Source organism: Stenotrophomonas sp. C3(2023) (assembly GCF_032911385.1).
Classification (GTDB): domain Bacteria; phylum Pseudomonadota; class Gammaproteobacteria; order Xanthomonadales; family Xanthomonadaceae; genus Stenotrophomonas.
In genome coordinates, this window is sequence record NZ_JAWJLO010000001.1 from 300,842 (window position 1) to 316,715 (window position 15,874).

Consider the following 15,874-nt stretch of genomic DNA (forward strand, 5'->3'; position numbering starts at 1 on the left):
CTCAAGGCTCTATCACCAGAGGACGCCGCAGGCGGCTTCAGAGCTGGCCGTCGCGCAGGTAGTCGAACAGTTCGGCGTCGCTGTTGAGGCCGAGCTTGAGCATGGCATCACCCTTCTGGCGGCTGATGGTGCTGGCGCTGCGGTGCAGCATGGCGGCGATGTCCTTGATCGCCATGCCCTTGCCGATCAGTCGCACCACCTCCACCTCCCGCGGCGAGAGGGGGCGGCCCTGATGCTCGTCCATCGAGGTGCTGCCGGCTGCGTCCACACGTTCCTTCAGTGCCTGGCTGACATACGGGATGCCGCGGTGGACGCTGCGGATCGCCGCCGGCAGTTCGTCCATCGGCGAGCCTTTGTCGACCAGGCCCAGCACCCCGGCCTCGCGCACCATGCGCAGGATGGCCAGGTTGCTCGACACGCTCAGCATGAGCACCGGCAGGTCGGGATAGTGGCGGCGGATCATGCTGATCATCGCAAAGCCGTCAGGGGAGCTGCTCTCGGGCATCGAGTAGTCGGTGACCAGCAGGTCACACGGCTGGGATCCCAGCAAGGCGAGCAGTTCCTGCGCGGAGCTGGCCTCGGCCACCACCTCGCCCACGCCGCTGGCATGGATGACCGAGCGTGCTCCGAAGCGCACCACGGGATGATCGTCGGCAATGATGATGCGTAACGTCATGTTCTAGTATGGCCCGGGGCGGTCGGAAAGCTGGATGACAGCAGTTGGAGGCGATTTGCCCATTCTATGGAGAGCGAACCACGTGCGCACGAACCCAAGGAAACAGGGGTATTGGTGGATTGGGGTCCTTCTGTGGCTGATCCCAGCGCTGGCGTGGGCTGCACCGGTGATGCAGGGGGCGCCCGGCGCCGACGCGGGTGAAACACAGCCGACGTTGGTGGTGGGGGTCTACGACAGTGGGTGGCCGCCCTTCGAGTTCATCGAGGACGGGGAGGTCAACGGATTTGCTCCAGATCTGCTGTCGCAACTGGCGGCCTCGACGGGCATGAAGGTGGAGTATCGGCGCTATCCGGACTGGATGCATGTGCTCGATGCCGCCTGCCGGGGTGAAATCGATGTGGTGATGAACATCGCCGCTGGTGGTGCTGCCCATCGCTGCCTGCTGTACACCGCGCCCTACGCGCGTTCGCCGATGGCCGTGGTAGGGCGTCCCGACGATCTGCGCGCCTCCGAAGATCCGGATCTGGTCGACCTGCGCGTGGTCACCGAGCAGGGGTTCCTGACCGGCCCCAGTGTGCGCGCACGCTTCCCGGCGGCGCGCCAGCTGCAGGCCAGCGGCACCCTGCAGGCGCTGCAGCAGGTGCAGGCCAACGAAGCGGACGTCTACATCGGCAATGCGTTCGTGGCCAGCCAGCTGATCCGGACCCACCAGCTCACCGGCCTGCAGCTGCTGCGGCCCAGCGATCTGCCGGAAGAGGCGTTGCGGTTGGGCGTGGTGCCCTCGCGTCCGCAGCTGCTGGAACTGTTGGACAGCGCGCTGGCGGCCCTGCCAGCGGCAACGCGGACGCGGATGGAACACCGCTGGCTGCAGCCGCCGGTATGGTCTGCCGCGGCACGACGCGCGCTGGACCAGGCCGAGCAGCGGGCGTTGAGCACGCCGCTGAAGATCGGGTTTGCGCCCAATGCGGCGCCGCTCTCCTTTGCCGATGCCGACGGCCGGCCTGATGGTCTGGCCAGCGTGTATCTCAAGCGACTGGTGGCAGCCGGCGCCACGCTTACCCCGGAAACCAGCCACGACTGGTACGAAGTGCGTGAAAAGATGCGCAGCGGGCAGCTCGATGCGGTGATGGGTGTTCCAGCCGATTCGACCTACCTCGGCGATGACTGGGTGTTCAGCCAGCCCTTCATCCAGGTGCCCAATGTGATCGTCACCCGGCGCGGCAGCACGGGTGTCATCGACCTGGACGACCTGGACGGCAAACGTGTTCTTCTTTCAGACCCTGACCGCCTGCGCAGCAAGGTGCTGCAGGCCGCACCGCAGGCGCGTGTGGTCGCGGCCCGCAGCACCGAACAGGCACTGCAGCGGCTGCGCGATGGCGAAGCCGATGCCTACGTCGGCAATCTTGCCGCCGTGGACCGGCTGCTGCGCGACCGCTTCGCCGACGTGTTGCAGGTGGCAGCGCCGGCCGGGTTCGACGACCCGATCGCGCTGGCGGTGAAGCGCCGCCATGCTGCGCTGGCGACCACCTTTGACCGTGTGCTGCAGCAGATGGATCCCAACGAGCGTGAGGCCCTGCGTGACGCCTGGCTGGCCAGCGACGCGCATGCCCGTCAGGACTGGCCGGTGTGGTTGGGCTGGGCGGTGCCGCTGGCGCTGCTTCTGCTGGCCGCGCTGGTGGTCCATCTGCTGGGCTGGTGGCGGTTGCGAGGCGAGCTGGTCGAGCGACGGCAGCGGGAACAGCGGCTTGAGGATCTGACCAGCAACCTGCCCGCGGTCATCTACCAGATGCGGCGCAGTGTCGACGGTGAGATTTCCTTCCCGTATATCGCCGGTGACCTGCAGGCGCTGTTCGGCATCAACCGGACACAGGCGATGGCCGATGTGGGTGCCCTGCTGGCATGCATCGACGAACGTGACCGTGCTGCGGTGGAAGAAAGAGTGCAGCAGGCGGCACGTACGTTCAGCCCGTTGGCGATGGAGTACCGCACCGCCCCACACGGGCGCTGCATCTGGGTGCGCAGCCAGGCGCAGCCCTATGCCACTGAAGCGGGTACCGTGACATGGAGTGGATACTGGGTGGACGTCACCGAGGCGCGGGCCCAGGCAGATGCACTGTTGGACGCCAAGGCGGCGGCCGAGCAGGCGGTGGCTGCCAAGGCGCGCTTCCTGGCGGTGATGAGCCATGAGATCCGCACACCGATGAGCGGCGTGCTGGGCATGCTGGAGATGCTGGCCCACGGACAGCTGACGGCCGAGCAGCGCCGTCAGGTGGAACTGGCCGAGTCGGCCGCGCAGAACCTGCAGATGATGCTCGATGACATCCTGGACTACGCGAAGATCGACGCCGGCGCGCTGCGTCTGGATCCGCTGCCGATGCCACTGCGGCCGCTGCTTGAAGCGCTGCAGCAGCAGTTCGAGGGCACGGCGCGCGGCAAGGGGCTGCACTGGCTGGTGAAGGTGGACCCACGTCTGGCCACCGTGCATGAGGTCGACGGTCTACGCCTGCGCCAGGTGCTGTACAACCTGCTGGGCAATGCATTTACCACCACCCGGCAGGGCAGCGTGATCCTGCGTGTGGATGTGCTTGATGCCAGCTCGCCCAGCCTGCAGTCGGTTCGGTTGAGTGTGGTCGATACCGGTGAGGGCTATGCGCCGGAACAGCTGAGCATGGCGTTGCAGCCACTGGAGGATCCCGCTGCGGTGCTGCCGGTCGGCATGGCCGGCACCGGACTGGGTCTGAGCATCAGCCAGCGCCTGGTGCAGTTGATGGGCGGGCAGATGGTGGTGCACAGCGTCCCGCGTCGCGGTACCGAGGTGGAGGTCGTGCTGCAGCTGCTGGTGGCCAGTGACGACGACGTGGCCGCAGCGCTGCCTGGCGGGCAGGGCGCCGAGCCGCTGCCCGTCGCGCTGCAGCAGGCCAACGTGCTGGTACTGGAAGACCACCCGGTGGCGCAGGCGATGATGGCTTGGCGGCTGGAAAAGCTGGGGGTGCGTCATGTGCTGGCCAGTGACGGCCGGCAAGGCCTCCACCTGCTCGCCAGTCAGTCGTTCAGCCTGGTTATCGCCGATTGTCATATGCCGGTGATGGACGGCTACGTGTTCACCCGCCTGCTGCGCGAACGCGAGGGGCGCACCGGTGGGCCACGGCTTCCGGTCGTGGCGCTGACCGCCAGCACCTTGGCCGATGACCAGCGACGCTGTCACGATGCCGGCATGGACGAGGTGCTGCTCAAGCCCTTGTCGCTGGCGCAGCTGCGCGAATGCCTGCTGCGCTGGTTGACGCCGCCGCAGGGGTAAGCGGGGCCGGGCCGCGTCCGACGACGCGGCATGGGCCGTCGTTACCGGGCGTGTTCCTTCAGGTACTCGATGACCAGTCGGCGCCGCTCGGGGTCCGGGAACGCGTTGTACATGCGCGTTCCCGGCACGCTGCGGGTGGGTGAGGCCAGAAAGGCGTCCAGTGTCTGCTCGCTCCAGACGATGTCGGCCTGCTGCATGCCGGCCGAATAAGGGTAGCCGGCCACGCTGCCGGCACGCCGGCCAAGCACGCCGTGCAGGTTCGGCCCGAAGCGGTGGATGCCGCCGGCATGCACGGTATGGCAGCCGGCGCAGATCTCGAAGGCCCGCTCGCGCTCGCGGGCCTGCTGTTGCGCAGGGTCCAGCGGGACCTGCGCGCCACAGCCGGCCAGCGCCAGCAGCGCCGGCAGCCAGAGCGGCACAGACAACCGCATGGCCGCTTACATGCCCGAGTAGTTGGGGCCGCCGCCACCCTGCGGCGTCACCCACACGATGTTCTGGGTGGGGTCCTTGATGTCGCAGGTCTTGCAGTGCACGCAGTTCTGCGCGTTGATCTGCAGCCGCTCGCTGCCACCCTCACCGACAAACTCATACACGCCCGCGGGGCAGTACCGCGCTTCCGGGCCGGCATATTCGGCCAGGTTCACTGCCACCGGAATCGACGGGTCCTTCAGGGTCAGGTGGCTGGGCTGGTTCTCTTCATGGTTGGTGCTGCTCAGGAATACCGAGCTGAGCCGGTCGAAGGTCAGCACGTTGTCCGGCTTGGGGTAGGAGATGCGCGCATGCTGCGCAGCCGGCTCAAGGCAGGCATGGTCCGGCCTGTCGCGATGCAGGGTCCACGGCGGGTTGCGGATGCCCAGCTTCGGCAGCAGCCATTGCTCGACACCGGTCATCAGCGTGGCCATGTTGCGGCCCTTCTTGAACCACTGCTTGAAGTTCTTGGCCTGCTGCAGCTCGGCGTGCAGCCAGCTGGCCTCGAAGGCCTTCGGATAGGCATCCAGCTCGTCATGCTGACGGCCGGCGGCCAGCGCGTCGAAGGCGGCATCGGCAGCGAGCATGCCGGTTTTGAGCGCGGCATGACTGCCCTTGATGCGGCTGGCATTGAGGTAGCCGGCCTCGCAGCCGACCAGAGCACCGCCGGGGAAAACGGTCTTCGGCAGCGACAGCAGGCCACCGGCAGTCAGCGCACGTGCGCCGTAACCGATGCGCTTGCCGCCCTCCAGGTGCCGACGGATCGCCGGGTGGGTCTTGAAGCGCTGGAACTCCTCGAACGGGCTCAGCCACGGGTTGCGGTAGTCCAGACCGACCACGAATCCGATGGCGACCTTGCCGCCTTCAGCGTGGTACAGGAAGGAGCCACCGTAGGTGTCACTGTCCAGCGGCCAGCCGGCGGCATGCACGACCAGGCCCGGCTCGTGCCTGGCCGGGTCGATCTGCCACAGTTCCTTGATGCCGATGCCGTAGGACTGCGGGTCCTTGCCGGCATCGAGCTGATAGCGGGCGATCAGCTGCCGGCCCAGATGGCCGCGTGAGCCTTCGGCGAAAATCGTGTAGCGCGCATGCAGGGCCATGCCGCGCTCGAAGTTGGGGCCGCGCGTGCCGTCCTTCTCGATTCCCATGTCGCCGGTGGCCACGCCGATCACCTGGTCCTGCTCGCCATACAGCACTTCGGCCGCAGCAAAGCCGGGGAAGATCGCCACTTCGAGTGCCTCGGCCTGCTGCGCCAGCCAGCGGGTTACCTCACCGAGACTGACGATGTAGTTGCCTTCGTTGTGGAAGCATTCGGGCAGCAACGCCTGCGGCGTGCTGCGCGCGCCGGTCTCGCTGAGGAACAGGAACTCGTCGCGGGTGACCGCCTGCTTCAGCGGCGCGCCGCGCTCGGCCCAGTCAGGAAACAGTTCACTCAGCGCGCGCGGGTCCATCACCGCGCCGGAGAGCACATGCGCGCCAGGCTCGGAGCCCTTCTCCAGCACGCACACCGACAGGTCGGTGCCCGCCTCGACCGCGCGCTGGCGCAGCCGGATGGCGGTGGCCAGGCCGGCCGGACCTGCGCCGACGACGACGACATCGAATTCCATTACTTCTCGCGGCGACAGTTCGGTGGCTTCAACGCTCATGAAATACCTGACTCTTGGGTAGGCCGGTGGTGCGGACTGACCGGCGGTTGCCTGGGAATCGCCTGTGCTGCGGTGGCGAAACGACTGTTTGAATCCTGCAGGTTACCGGGATGCGTTGTTCGCGCCTAGAGCGCGTGCCGCTTGAGAAATGCACTGGTTTGCGTGCTGCAGTGCAGCGAACGCGGTGAGGTGCCCAGGCCCCGGGCCTTGGCATTGAGAAGCTGCAACGCCAGAGGCGAAACGATTGCTTGTTCGGCGCCTTCTGCATTATGTGCACGGTATCGCCATCCCCTGCCGGGCTCCTTGCATACGCTGGAGGTGCTTGGTGGCACGGGGGATGCGCGATGCCCTACGAACTCTACATCCGTGAAGTTGCTGCCCCTTACGGCGACTGCCAAGCATCCAGCGGCGTGTCTTCCGACGAAGCGCATGCCGCGCTGCTGTGTCCCGCTGCACGCGTCAGCCTGTTGGCCGCCGCGATCATCGCACTCGGCAGCCAGCACGCGGCGCGTTACGCCGAGGCCCAGCTGCGGCACGCCGTGCGGCATGTGCGCGCGCTGCAGGCAAAAGCGCAGGCCGGCATGGCGGCAATGCCCTGCCTGCGGCTGCGCTTTTCCACGCAGAAGCTGCCGCCGGGCAAGTTCGACGAGCTCGACAAGCAGCTTGCCGGTCAGCAGGAGGGACTCAACGCGCTCACCGTGGAGCAGTATCTGCAGGCACGCGCGCGCTTCGGCCCCCAGCAGCGCAACCGCAACGTCGCCCGGCATGCGCGCAGCGCCGAGCGCGAACGGCTTCTGCAGGAACACACCCGGAGTCTGCTGGCGCAGGGGCTGGACGCCGCGCAGGCGCAGCAGCAGGCCGAGCGCGAGGTGGAGCGGGCGATGCGCACGCTGCACGCCCTGCACAACCCTGACCTGGTGGCGGGCGGACGTGACGAGATTGCGGGTTTTGGCGACGGCCAGGTCAACTCCACCATCGGCCGCCAGTGGAGCCACGCGCGGCGCGGCGCCCTCACGCGCGTGCAGGAACTGGACCGTGCCGCTGCTGAAGTGGCCGAGGAAGCGCGCAGCTATTGCCACATGAATGGGCTGTTGGAACGCGGCGATTAGCCGCAGCCAGGTGGCTCGACCTGTCTGGGCGCAGCGACGACAATGCCGGTATCTCTTTCTGCCGGTGAGCCGTTCAATGGGCCTGAGTCCGCATGATCTGTTCGATGTACGTTCCCTGCTGGACGATGAAGAACGCGCCATCCAGGACGGCGTGGCCCGTTTCACCGACCAGCGTGTGCTGCCACTGATCGGACAGGCGTTCGACGACGCACGGTTTCCGGCCGAGCTGATTCCCGAGATCGCCAGCCTCGGTCTGCTGGGCGCGACCTTGCCGGTCGAACACGGCGGCGGCGGGCTGGGGCCGGTAGCCTACGGCCTGATCTGTCAGGAGCTGGAACGGGGAGACTCAGGCCTGCGCAGCTTCGTGTCGGTGCAGAGCTCGCTGTGCATGTACCCCATTCATGCCTTCGGCAATGATGCGCAGCGCCAGCAGTGGCTGCCGGCGATGGCGCGCGGTGAACTGATCGGCTGCTTTGGCCTGACCGAGGCGCACGGCGGCTCGGACCCCTCCAGCATGCGCACCCGCGCGGTGCGTGACGGCAGCAGCTGGCGCCTCAACGGCAGCAAGATGTGGATCACCAACGCCCCTATCGCCGACCTGGCGGTGGTCTGGGCGCAGACCGACGAAGGCGTGCAGGGCTTTGTGCTGGAAAAGGGCATGCCCGGTTTCAGCGTGCAGGACATCCACCGCAAGATGAGCCTGCGGGCCTCGCAGACCGGGGCGTTGTTCTTCGACGACGTCCGCGTTCCCGATGAGAACCGCCTGCCGGGGGTGAAAGGCATAAAGGGACCGTTGTCGTGCCTGAACCAGGCGCGCTATGGCATCAGCTGGGGCCCGATTGGTGCAGCAACGGCCTGCCTGCAGGAGGCGCTGGCGCACGCCGGCGAGCGGATTCTGTTCGGGCGCCCGCTGGCGGCCACGCAGAGCGCGCAGATCAAGCTGGCCGACATGGCGCGGCGGATCACCACCGCGCAGCTGCTGGCTCTGCAGCTGGGACGCCTGAAACAGCAGGGTCGTCTGCAACCGCAGCAGGTGAGCCTGGCCAAGTGGAACAACTGCCGCATGGCCATCGACATTGCCCGAGAGTGCCGCGACCTGCTGGGCGGCGCAGGGATCACCACCGAGCATGTCGCGATCCGGCATGCGCTGAATCTGGAATCGGTGATCACCTATGAGGGAACCGAAACCGTGCACCAGCTGGTGGTGGGACGCGAGCTGACCGGCATCAGCGCGTTCTGAGCGGCGCCCTGGGTGGCAACGTCACGTGCGCGCAGTCCGGCGCGGCGGGCAGAAGCCGTGACGACCAACGGTCGTCACCTACCGAAGCAGCTTTCGGTCAGGCGCCGCCGATGAAGTCGTGCTGGCGCCAGGCTTCGTACATCAGAACAGCGACGGTGTTGGAAAGGTTCAGGCTGCGGTTGCCTGGCCGCATCGGCAGGCGCAGGCGCTGGCCTTCGGGCAGCGCGTCCAGCACCTCCTGCGGCAGGCCGCGGCTTTCCGGGCCGAACAGGAACGCGTCACCGTCAGCGAAGGCCACGCTGTCATGCCGCACGCTGGCGCGCGTGCTCAACGCGAACAAGCGCCTGGGGGCGATGCGCTGCAGCGCGGTGTCCAGGTCCGGGTGGACCTGCATTTTCGAGTATTCGTGGTAATCCAGACCGGCGCGCTTGAGCTGCTTGTCCTCCAGCGCGAACCCAAGGGGCTCGACCAGGTGCAGCTGCGCGCCGGTGTTGGCACAGAGCCGGATCACATTGCCCGTATTGGGCGGAATCTCCGGCTGGAACAGTACGACATGAAACGTGGGGGCCTGGCTCATCGGACCAGTTTACCTGTGCGGCAGCGGGCTTACGGCTTGGCCAGCACCACGGCGGCTTCGCGGGCCAGGGCCTGCACCTGTGCCGTGGAGGGCCGCACGTGCAGCACCGGCAGGTTGACCACCACGTTGCCGGCCATCCCCAGTGCGGTGTTGGCCAGCTGGGCGGCATAGCGCTCGGCCTCCAGTTCGGCAACCAGCGCGATGCGCTGCTCCAGGCTGGGACGTACCTCGACCGCAGCGAGCGTGGTGATCGGCGCGGCCACCGCAGTGGCCTCCGGTGCGGCCACACCGGCCAGCAGGGTCGCATCCGGGCGAACCTGCACCGCCGCCAGCGTGGGGATGCTGCTGGCCGCTTCCCAGGCCTGCTGGGCCAGCTGCTCGGCGTCGGGGCGGACCTGCACGGTGTCCAGGGTGGGGAGCGAAGATGCCTGCACCGACGAAACAACCGCGGTACCGACGATCAGAGCGATGGCGATGGCGATGGTCTTGGTGTTCATGGCGGGGCCTGTTTAGTGTGTGTGGGCGGTGGTGTGGTAGTAAGGTAGTACACCAAATCTGGTCATGCAACAGAAATCGTCGAATCAACGCTTTTGTTCAGCGAGCAGTCATGTTCATTCGATTCGCTGGATACCACAGCTGGGATGGAGCAAGCCCTGTGCCAAGTGCAATCCCTTTTAATTCATGCATTTGCGGCGGGGTCTTGTGTCCGGCGTGCGGACACCTGTCCGCGCCGGTGGCCGGACGGACGTCATTGCGCGGCGCGCAGTACTCCCTGAAGACGCCTTGGGCGCCATGACCGCTGGACGATGTGCAGGCGCGCGGCTGCGCGCTAGGATCGCGCTTCACTTCCGTCGACCAAGGAACAAGGAATGACCCCCCGCCCGCGCGCCCGCGCTGCCCTGCTTGCTGTTTCCCTGGCCGCCGCCCTTGGCGGACTGGCGCCGCTGCCGCTGCTGGCCAGGCCGGCCGCGACCGCCTCGGTCGACATTCCGTTTGAGACCTTCACCCTGCCCAATGGCCTGCGCGTGGTGGTCCATACCGACCGCAAGGCGCCCATCGTGGCGGTCAATGTCTGGTACCACGTGGGCAGCAAGGACGAGCCGGCCGGTCGCACCGGCTTTGCCCACCTGTTTGAACACCTGATGTTCCAGAGCAGCGAGAATCACGACGGCGAGTACTTCGAGCCGTTCAAGCAGGTCGGTGCCACCGGTCAGAACGGCACCACCAACACCGACCGCACCAACTATTTCGAGAACGTGCCGACCACTGCGCTGGACATGGCGCTGTGGATGGAGTCCGACCGCATGGGCCACCTGCTCGGTGCGATCGACCAGGCGGCGCTGGACGAGCAGCGCGGCGTGGTCCAGAACGAGAAGCGCCAGCGCGAGAACCAGCCCTATGGTCAGGCGTGGAGCGAACTCAACCGCGCGCTGTACCCGGCCGGCCACCCGTATCACCACAGCGTGATCGGCTCGATGAACGACCTCAACGCCGCCTCGCTGGACGACGTCAAGAACTGGTTCCGCACCTGGTATGGCCCGAACAACGCGGTACTGGTGCTGGCCGGCGACATCGACGTGGCTACCGCCAAGGACAAGGTGGCGCGGTACTTCGGCAGCATCCCGGCCGGCCCGACCATGGCCCAGCCCAAGGTGGACGTGGCACCGCGTCCGGCGGACACGCGTGAAGTGATGACCGACAAGGTGCCGCAGGCACGCGTCTACCGCGCTTGGAACGTCGCCCAGGTCGGCACCACCGACATCGACCAGCTGCAGCTGCTGGGCCAGGTCCTCGGTGGCGCCAAGGCTTCTCGTCTGGACCAGCGTCTGCTGCACCAGGAAAAGCTGGTGGACAACATCAGTGCCGGTGCGATGACCTCGCAGCTGGGCTCCAACTTCGTGGTGATGGCCACGGTGAAGCAGGGCGTCGACCCGGCGCGCGTGGAAGCGATCATCGATGAGGAGATCGACCGTCTGATCAAGGACGGCCCGAGCGCCGAGGAACTGGCCCGTGCCAAGACCGCGTTCCGCGCCGGTTTCATCCGCGGCATCGAGCGCATCGGCGGTTTCGGCGGCAAGGCCGACGCGCTGGCCGAATGCGCCGTGTTCACCGGCGATCCGGGCTGCTTCCGCCAGTCGCTGGCCACCATCGAAGGCACCAGCGTGGCCGACGTGCGCGCGGTAGGCAGCAAGTGGCTCGGTGTGGGCAGCCACACCCTGGTGATCGAGCCGGGCGAGCGCATGGTGCTGGAGGAGGAACCGTCGGTGGCACCGGCGCCGTTGCAGCTGCCGCCGGTGGATCCCACGTTCAGCACCCTGCCCGAGCAGGTCGACCGCAGCGCCGGTGTGCCGCAGACCCGGCAGTTCCCGGAGCTGAAGTTCCCGCAGCTGCAGCGCGCCACCCTGCGCAACGGTACCCGGGTGATCCTGGCCGAGCGCCACGAAATTCCCGTTGTGCAGTTCAGCTACCAGTTCCCGGGCGGCTTCAGCGCCGACCAGGACCGCAAGCCGGGTACCGCCAACTTCACCATGGGCCTGATGACCGAAGGTGCCGGTGACCTGGGCGCCCTGGCCTTTGCCGATGCGGCCGAGGCACTGGGCGCGCAGATGGATGCGTCGGCCAGCCTGGATGCCAGCACCGTCTATCTCTCGGCGCTGAAGGAAAACCTGGCGCCGTCGCTGGCCCTGTACGCCACCATGCTGCGCCAGCCGCGCTTCGACGTCAGCGAAGTGGAGCGGGTCAAGGCCAGCTGGATCGCTGGCATCAAGCAGGAGAAGGCCGATCCGTCGGACGTAGCGATGCGCCTGTTGCCGCCGCTGCTGTACGGGCAGGGTCATCCCTACGCGATTCCCTTCACCGGCAGCGGTGATGAGGACGCCATCGCCAGCCTCGACCGCCAGGCGCTGGTGGATTTCCACAACGACTGGCTGCGCCCCGAGCAGGGCACGCTGATCGTGGTGGGCGACACCACGCTGAAGGAGATCGTGCCGCTGCTCAACCGCCAGTTCGGCAACTGGAAGAGCGAAGGTCCCGCGCCGCAGGTCAAGCCGGCCACCGCAGTGGCCCTGCCCAGCGCACCGCGCGTCTTCCTGGTCGACCAGCCCGGTGCGATCCAGGCCAACGTGTTTGCCGGGCAGCTGCTGCCCTCGACGATGGACCCGGGCGCGCTGCGCATGGATATCGCCAATGGCGTGCTGGGCGGTGACTTCACCTCGCGCCTGAACATGAACCTGCGCGAGGACAAGCACTGGTCGTACGGTGCGCGCAGCACGGCGATCAACAGCGTGGGCCAGCGCCCGTGGCTGGCGATGGCGCCGGTGCAGATCGACAAGACCGGCCCGGCCGTGGCCGAGATGCGCAAGGAGATCGTGGCCTTCGTCGACGGCAGCAAGCCGGCGACCGCCGCCGAGGTGCAGCGCATCCGCAACATCCAGACCCTCAGCCTGCCGGGAGCCTATGAGACGGCCGCTGCGGTGCTGGGCACCATCGGCAGCCTGGTGCAGTACCAGCGCCCGGACGACTACGTGTTCACGCGCAAGGCCGAGATCGAAGCGCTGACCCCGCAGCAGGTGCAGGACGCGGCCAGCGGCCTCAAGCCCGGTGCGCTGACCTGGGTGGTGGTCGGTGACCTCAAGCAGACCGAAGCGGCCGTGCGTGCGCTGGATCTGGGCGAGGTCAAGGTCATCGACGTCGACGGCAAGCCGGTCAAGTAAAGCCGCAGGGCGGGGGAGCGGGGCGGTGAGCCGCGCCGCTCCCTCTGTCCGGCTACCCCCGATTCAGCTTGTTCAGGCAGAATCACCCCATACCTCTCCAGGATCTGTGCCATGCGCGTTCTGCTGTTGTCTGCACTGCTGCTTTCCGCCACTGCCTGCACCTGGGTGCCGATTGAAACGAGCGGCAAGGGCGTGCGCGTGCTGCCGGCCGGCCCGCTGCCGCCGGGCTGCCAGAGCAAGGGTGAGGTGGTGGTGTCGGTCAAGAGCAAGGTAGGCTTCTACAACCGCAACCCGCTGCGCGTGCAGGACGAGCTGGAAACCCTGGCGCGTAACGAGGCGCCCAGCGCCGGCGCCAACGCCATCCAGGCGGCGGCACCGCCGGCCGACGGCAGCCAGCGTTTTGCCGCGTTCCAGTGCCCGCCGCGCTGAGCCGGGACCCGGTGGGCATGTCCATACGCCTGCGTCGAATTTCGTAAAGATGCGGTTAAAGGCCGAGGGCTATAGAATGGCACCCCCTTTCGCCTGAGCCTTGGCGCTATTTCGATGCTCTTCAAGAATGTCTCGATCGCCGGCCTGGCGCACGTCGATGCGCCGCACACGCTGACGACGAAGGAAATCAACGAACGCCTGCAGCCGACCCTGGACCGCCTTGGCATCCGCACCGACGTGCTGGGTGACATCGCCGGCATCCACGCGCGCCGCTTGTGGGACCCGGGTGTGCTGGCCTCCGACGCCGCCACCATGGCCGCCCGCAAGGCGCTGGAAGACGCAGGCATCGCGGCCGGCCAGGTGGGTCTGCTGATCAATACCTCGGTCAGCCGTGACTACCTGGAGCCGTCGACCGCCAGCATCGTCTCGGGCAACCTCGGCGTCAGCGAAGAGTGCATGACCTTCGACGTCGCCAATGCCTGCCTGGCCTTCATCAATGGCATGGACATCGCCGCGCGCATGCTGGAGCGGGGTGACATCGACTATGCGCTGGTCGTGGACGGTGAAACCGCAAACCTGGTGTATGAGAAGACGCTGGAGCGCATGACCGCCCCGGATGTCACTGCCGACGACTTCCGCAACGAGCTGGCCGCGCTGACCACCGGTTCCGGCGCTGCAGCGATGGTGATGGCGCGCGCGGAGCTGGTGCCCGACGCCCCCCGCTACAAGGGCGGCGTGACCCGGTCGGCCACCGAGTGGAACCAGCTGTGCCTGGGCAACCTCGACCGCATGGTCACCGACACCCGCACGCTGCTCATCGAGGGCATCAAGCTGGCCCAGAAGACCTTCACCGCCGCCCGGGAAGCGCTTGGCTGGGCCGTGGAAGAGCTGGACCAGTTCGTGATCCACCAGGTCAGCCAGCCGCATACTGCGGCCTTCATCCGCAACTTCGGCATCGACCCGAAGAAGGTGATGACCATCTTCGGCGAGCACGGCAACATCGGCCCGGCCTCGGTGCCGATCGTGCTGAGCAAGCTCAAGCAGCTGGGCAAGCTGAAGAAGGGTGACCGCATCGCGCTGCTCGGCATCGGCTCGGGCCTGAACTGCTCGATGGCCGAAGTGGTCTGGTAATCAGACCGCAATGTCCGTAACAAAGGGCCGGTTGAACCGGCCCTTTTCACAGGTGCCCCGCATGCGCGATCTCCCCGGTTATCCCTCCCACCCGCAGCGTTTCCAGGTGCGTCCCGGCCTGTCGATGAGCTATCTGGACGAAGGTCCGCGCGATGGCGAGGTCGTGGTGATGGTGCATGGCAACCCGTCCTGGAGCTATTACTGGCGCACGCTGGTGGCCGGGCTCTCGGACCGTTACCGCTGCATCGTGCCGGATCACATCGGCATGGGCCTGTCCGACAAGCCCGATGACAGTCGCTACCGTTACACCCTGCAGTCGCGCGTGGACGATCTGGATGCGCTGCTGGCGCACCTTGGCATCACCGGCCCGGTCACGCTGGCCGTGCACGACTGGGGCGGCATGATCGGCTTCGGCTGGGCGCTGGCGCACCATGCGCAGGTACAGCGGCTGGTCGTGCTCAACACGGCGGCCTTCCCGATGCCGGCAGCGAAGAAGATGCCTTGGCAGATCGCGTTGGGGCGGCACTGGAAGATCGGCGAATGGATCATCCGCCGCTTCAATGCCTTCTCCGCCGGCGCCTCGTGGCTGGGCGTGGAGCGCCGGATGCCGTCCGATGTGCGCCGGGCGTATGTCGCGCCGTATGACACCTGGGCCAACCGCATCAGCACCATCCGCTTCATGCAGGACATTCCGCTTGGGCCGACCGATGCGGCCTGGTCATTGCTGGAGCAGGCCGGGCAGGCACTGCCGCGCTTTGCCGACCGTCCCGCCTTCATCGGCTGGGGTCTGCGTGATTTCGTCTTCGACCATCACTTCCTGGCCGGCTTCCAGGCGGCCCTGCCGCAGGCGCAGGTGCATGCGTTCGAGGATGCCGGCCACTACGTGCTGGAAGACAAGCACGAGGTGCTGGTGCCGGAGATCCGCGCGTTCCTGGACGCCAACCCGCTGCAGGGTAGTTGACTGCGTCGCATCCGTGGCCGATCCCATGGTCGGCTGCGCTTCGTACAGATCGCAGAAAGAGGCCGCGCTACGCGCTCGCCGGGCAGAGCCCGGCGCTACAGGCACCGCGATGTCACCGGTAGGTGACGACCGTTGGTCGTCACTGCTTGTGCCATCCGCGCCTCGCGCGTGAGCCGACCGCCGGGGCGGCTCTACCGGGGTCAGGCTGCGACCGGTGCCTGCGGTGAAGGACTGTTGCCGTTGTCATCGGGATGGTCGTCGTCGTTGTCGGCGTCGTCGCGCCACCGCCAGTCGGCCAGCGTCAGCGGCGGCATGCCATGCACGATGCGGGCCTTGTCACACTGCGGGCTGGCCTTGCCGTACTCCCATGAGGCATCCACTTCACGGCACACGCTGGGCCGGTTGGGGTGGATGCTGCAACGTGAGTACACGCCGATCTCCGCATCCAGCGCAACGCAGCGGACCGGCTTGGACATCGTGCCGCGCATGCACAGCCGGTGCGGGTCGAGCACTTCGGTCAGCGCGTGCGGCACGCCGCCGGGGGTGACCTCGTCCGACTCCATCCAGTGGAAGGCCACGCGGTACTGGGTGCAGCAGGCGCCGCATGTCATGCAGGGATGTTGCAT

13 protein-coding genes are annotated in these 15,874 nt (G+C 67.2%); 7 read left to right on the forward strand and 6 right to left on the reverse strand.

What is annotated here, in order from left to right:
* Positions 1–37 precede the first annotated feature (37 nt).
* The gene (locus tag RZA67_RS01160) at positions 38–676 is read right to left on the reverse strand and encodes a response regulator transcription factor (protein WP_317210690.1); all 639 of its coding nucleotides are present in this window, start codon (positions 674–676) and stop codon (positions 38–40) included.
* A 169-nt stretch (positions 677–845) separates the two neighbouring features.
* Between RZA67_RS01160 and RZA67_RS01165 the strand changes: the two genes are divergently transcribed.
* On the forward strand, positions 846–3,974 hold the full coding sequence (locus RZA67_RS01165; protein ID WP_317210691.1) for a transporter substrate-binding domain-containing protein: 3,129 nt from the start codon (positions 846–848) through the stop codon (positions 3,972–3,974).
* Between the two features lie 41 nt (positions 3,975–4,015).
* Here RZA67_RS01165 and RZA67_RS01170 read toward each other — a convergent pair whose 3' ends face one another.
* Positions 4,016–4,405, reverse strand: coding sequence for a c-type cytochrome (locus RZA67_RS01170; RefSeq protein WP_317210692.1), 390 nt, complete (start codon positions 4,403–4,405; stop codon positions 4,016–4,018).
* Between the two features lie 6 nt (positions 4,406–4,411).
* The gene (locus RZA67_RS01175) at positions 4,412–6,088 is read right to left on the reverse strand and encodes an electron transfer flavoprotein-ubiquinone oxidoreductase (protein ID WP_317210693.1); all 1,677 of its coding nucleotides are present in this window, start codon (positions 6,086–6,088) and stop codon (positions 4,412–4,414) included.
* A gap of 344 nt (positions 6,089–6,432) precedes the next feature.
* On the opposite strand from RZA67_RS01175, the gene RZA67_RS01180 reads away from it, so the two are divergent.
* Together RZA67_RS01180 and RZA67_RS01185 are read left to right on the forward strand one after the other, a co-directional pair.
* The gene (locus RZA67_RS01180) at positions 6,433–7,197 is read left to right on the forward strand and encodes a polymorphic toxin type 15 domain-containing protein (RefSeq protein ID WP_317210694.1); all 765 of its coding nucleotides are present in this window, start codon (positions 6,433–6,435) and stop codon (positions 7,195–7,197) included.
* Positions 7,198–7,261: 64 nt separating this feature from the next.
* Positions 7,262–8,437 (forward strand): acyl-CoA dehydrogenase family protein, encoded by a 1,176-nt coding sequence (locus RZA67_RS01185; protein ID WP_317210695.1) that lies wholly within the window; start codon positions 7,262–7,264, stop codon positions 8,435–8,437.
* Positions 8,438–8,534: 97 nt separating this feature from the next.
* Here RZA67_RS01185 and RZA67_RS01190 read toward each other — a convergent pair whose 3' ends face one another.
* Positions 8,535–9,014: a tRNA (cytidine(34)-2'-O)-methyltransferase gene (locus RZA67_RS01190; protein ID WP_317210696.1), complete on the reverse strand. Its 480-nt coding sequence runs from the start codon at positions 9,012–9,014 to the stop codon at positions 8,535–8,537.
* Positions 9,015–9,043: 29 nt separating this feature from the next.
* Entirely contained in the window at positions 9,044–9,511 is a 468-nt protein-coding gene (locus RZA67_RS01195) for a hypothetical protein (RefSeq protein WP_317210697.1), read from the reverse strand.
* A 372-nt stretch (positions 9,512–9,883) separates the two neighbouring features.
* Here RZA67_RS01195 and RZA67_RS01200 point away from each other — a divergent pair, with 372 nt between their 5' ends.
* The 4 genes from RZA67_RS01200 (at position 9,884) to RZA67_RS01215 (ending at position 15,248) form a co-directional block, all read left to right on the forward strand.
* The gene (locus RZA67_RS01200; protein WP_317210698.1) at positions 9,884–12,727 is read left to right on the forward strand and encodes a pitrilysin family protein; all 2,844 of its coding nucleotides are present in this window, start codon (positions 9,884–9,886) and stop codon (positions 12,725–12,727) included.
* A gap of 111 nt (positions 12,728–12,838) precedes the next feature.
* Complete coding sequence (locus RZA67_RS01205) at positions 12,839–13,156, forward strand: DUF4156 domain-containing protein (RefSeq protein ID WP_317210699.1); 318 nt, start codon at positions 12,839–12,841, stop codon at positions 13,154–13,156.
* A 114-nt stretch (positions 13,157–13,270) separates the two neighbouring features.
* Positions 13,271–14,287 (forward strand): 3-oxoacyl-ACP synthase III, encoded by a 1,017-nt coding sequence (locus RZA67_RS01210; protein ID WP_317210700.1) that lies wholly within the window; start codon positions 13,271–13,273, stop codon positions 14,285–14,287.
* A gap of 61 nt (positions 14,288–14,348) precedes the next feature.
* Positions 14,349–15,248, forward strand: a complete 900-nt coding sequence (locus RZA67_RS01215) for an alpha/beta fold hydrolase (RefSeq protein WP_317210701.1) — start codon at positions 14,349–14,351, stop codon at positions 15,246–15,248.
* A 200-nt stretch (positions 15,249–15,448) separates the two neighbouring features.
* On the opposite strand, the gene RZA67_RS01220 is transcribed toward RZA67_RS01215, so the two are convergent.
* Positions 15,449–15,874: a YkgJ family cysteine cluster protein gene (locus RZA67_RS01220; protein ID WP_317210702.1), complete on the reverse strand. Its 426-nt coding sequence runs from the start codon at positions 15,872–15,874 to the stop codon at positions 15,449–15,451.

Bases quoted from the DNA above. Each gene is read 5' to 3' on its own strand.
- RZA67_RS01160 (WP_317210690.1), bottom strand. From the start codon at position 676: ATGACGTTACGCATCATCATTGCCGACGATCATCCCGTGGTGCGCTTC.
- RZA67_RS01165 (WP_317210691.1), top strand. From the start codon at position 846: ATGCAGGGGGCGCCCGGCGCCGACGCGGGTGAAACACAGCCGACGTTG.
- RZA67_RS01170 (WP_317210692.1), bottom strand. From the start codon at position 4,405: ATGCGGTTGTCTGTGCCGCTCTGGCTGCCGGCGCTGCTGGCGCTGGCC.
- RZA67_RS01175 (WP_317210693.1), bottom strand. From the start codon at position 6,088: ATGAGCGTTGAAGCCACCGAACTGTCGCCGCGAGAAGTAATGGAATTC.
- RZA67_RS01180 (WP_317210694.1), top strand. From the start codon at position 6,433: ATGCCCTACGAACTCTACATCCGTGAAGTTGCTGCCCCTTACGGCGAC.
- RZA67_RS01190 (WP_317210696.1), bottom strand. From the start codon at position 9,014: ATGAGCCAGGCCCCCACGTTTCATGTCGTACTGTTCCAGCCGGAGATT.
- RZA67_RS01195 (WP_317210697.1), bottom strand. From the start codon at position 9,511: ATGAACACCAAGACCATCGCCATCGCCATCGCTCTGATCGTCGGTACC.
- RZA67_RS01200 (WP_317210698.1), top strand. From the start codon at position 9,884: ATGACCCCCCGCCCGCGCGCCCGCGCTGCCCTGCTTGCTGTTTCCCTG.
- RZA67_RS01205 (WP_317210699.1), top strand. From the start codon at position 12,839: ATGCGCGTTCTGCTGTTGTCTGCACTGCTGCTTTCCGCCACTGCCTGC.
- RZA67_RS01210 (WP_317210700.1), top strand. From the start codon at position 13,271: ATGCTCTTCAAGAATGTCTCGATCGCCGGCCTGGCGCACGTCGATGCG.
- RZA67_RS01215 (WP_317210701.1), top strand. From the start codon at position 14,349: ATGCGCGATCTCCCCGGTTATCCCTCCCACCCGCAGCGTTTCCAGGTG.
- RZA67_RS01220 (WP_317210702.1), bottom strand. From the start codon at position 15,874: ATGCAACATCCCTGCATGACATGCGGCGCCTGCTGCACCCAGTACCGC.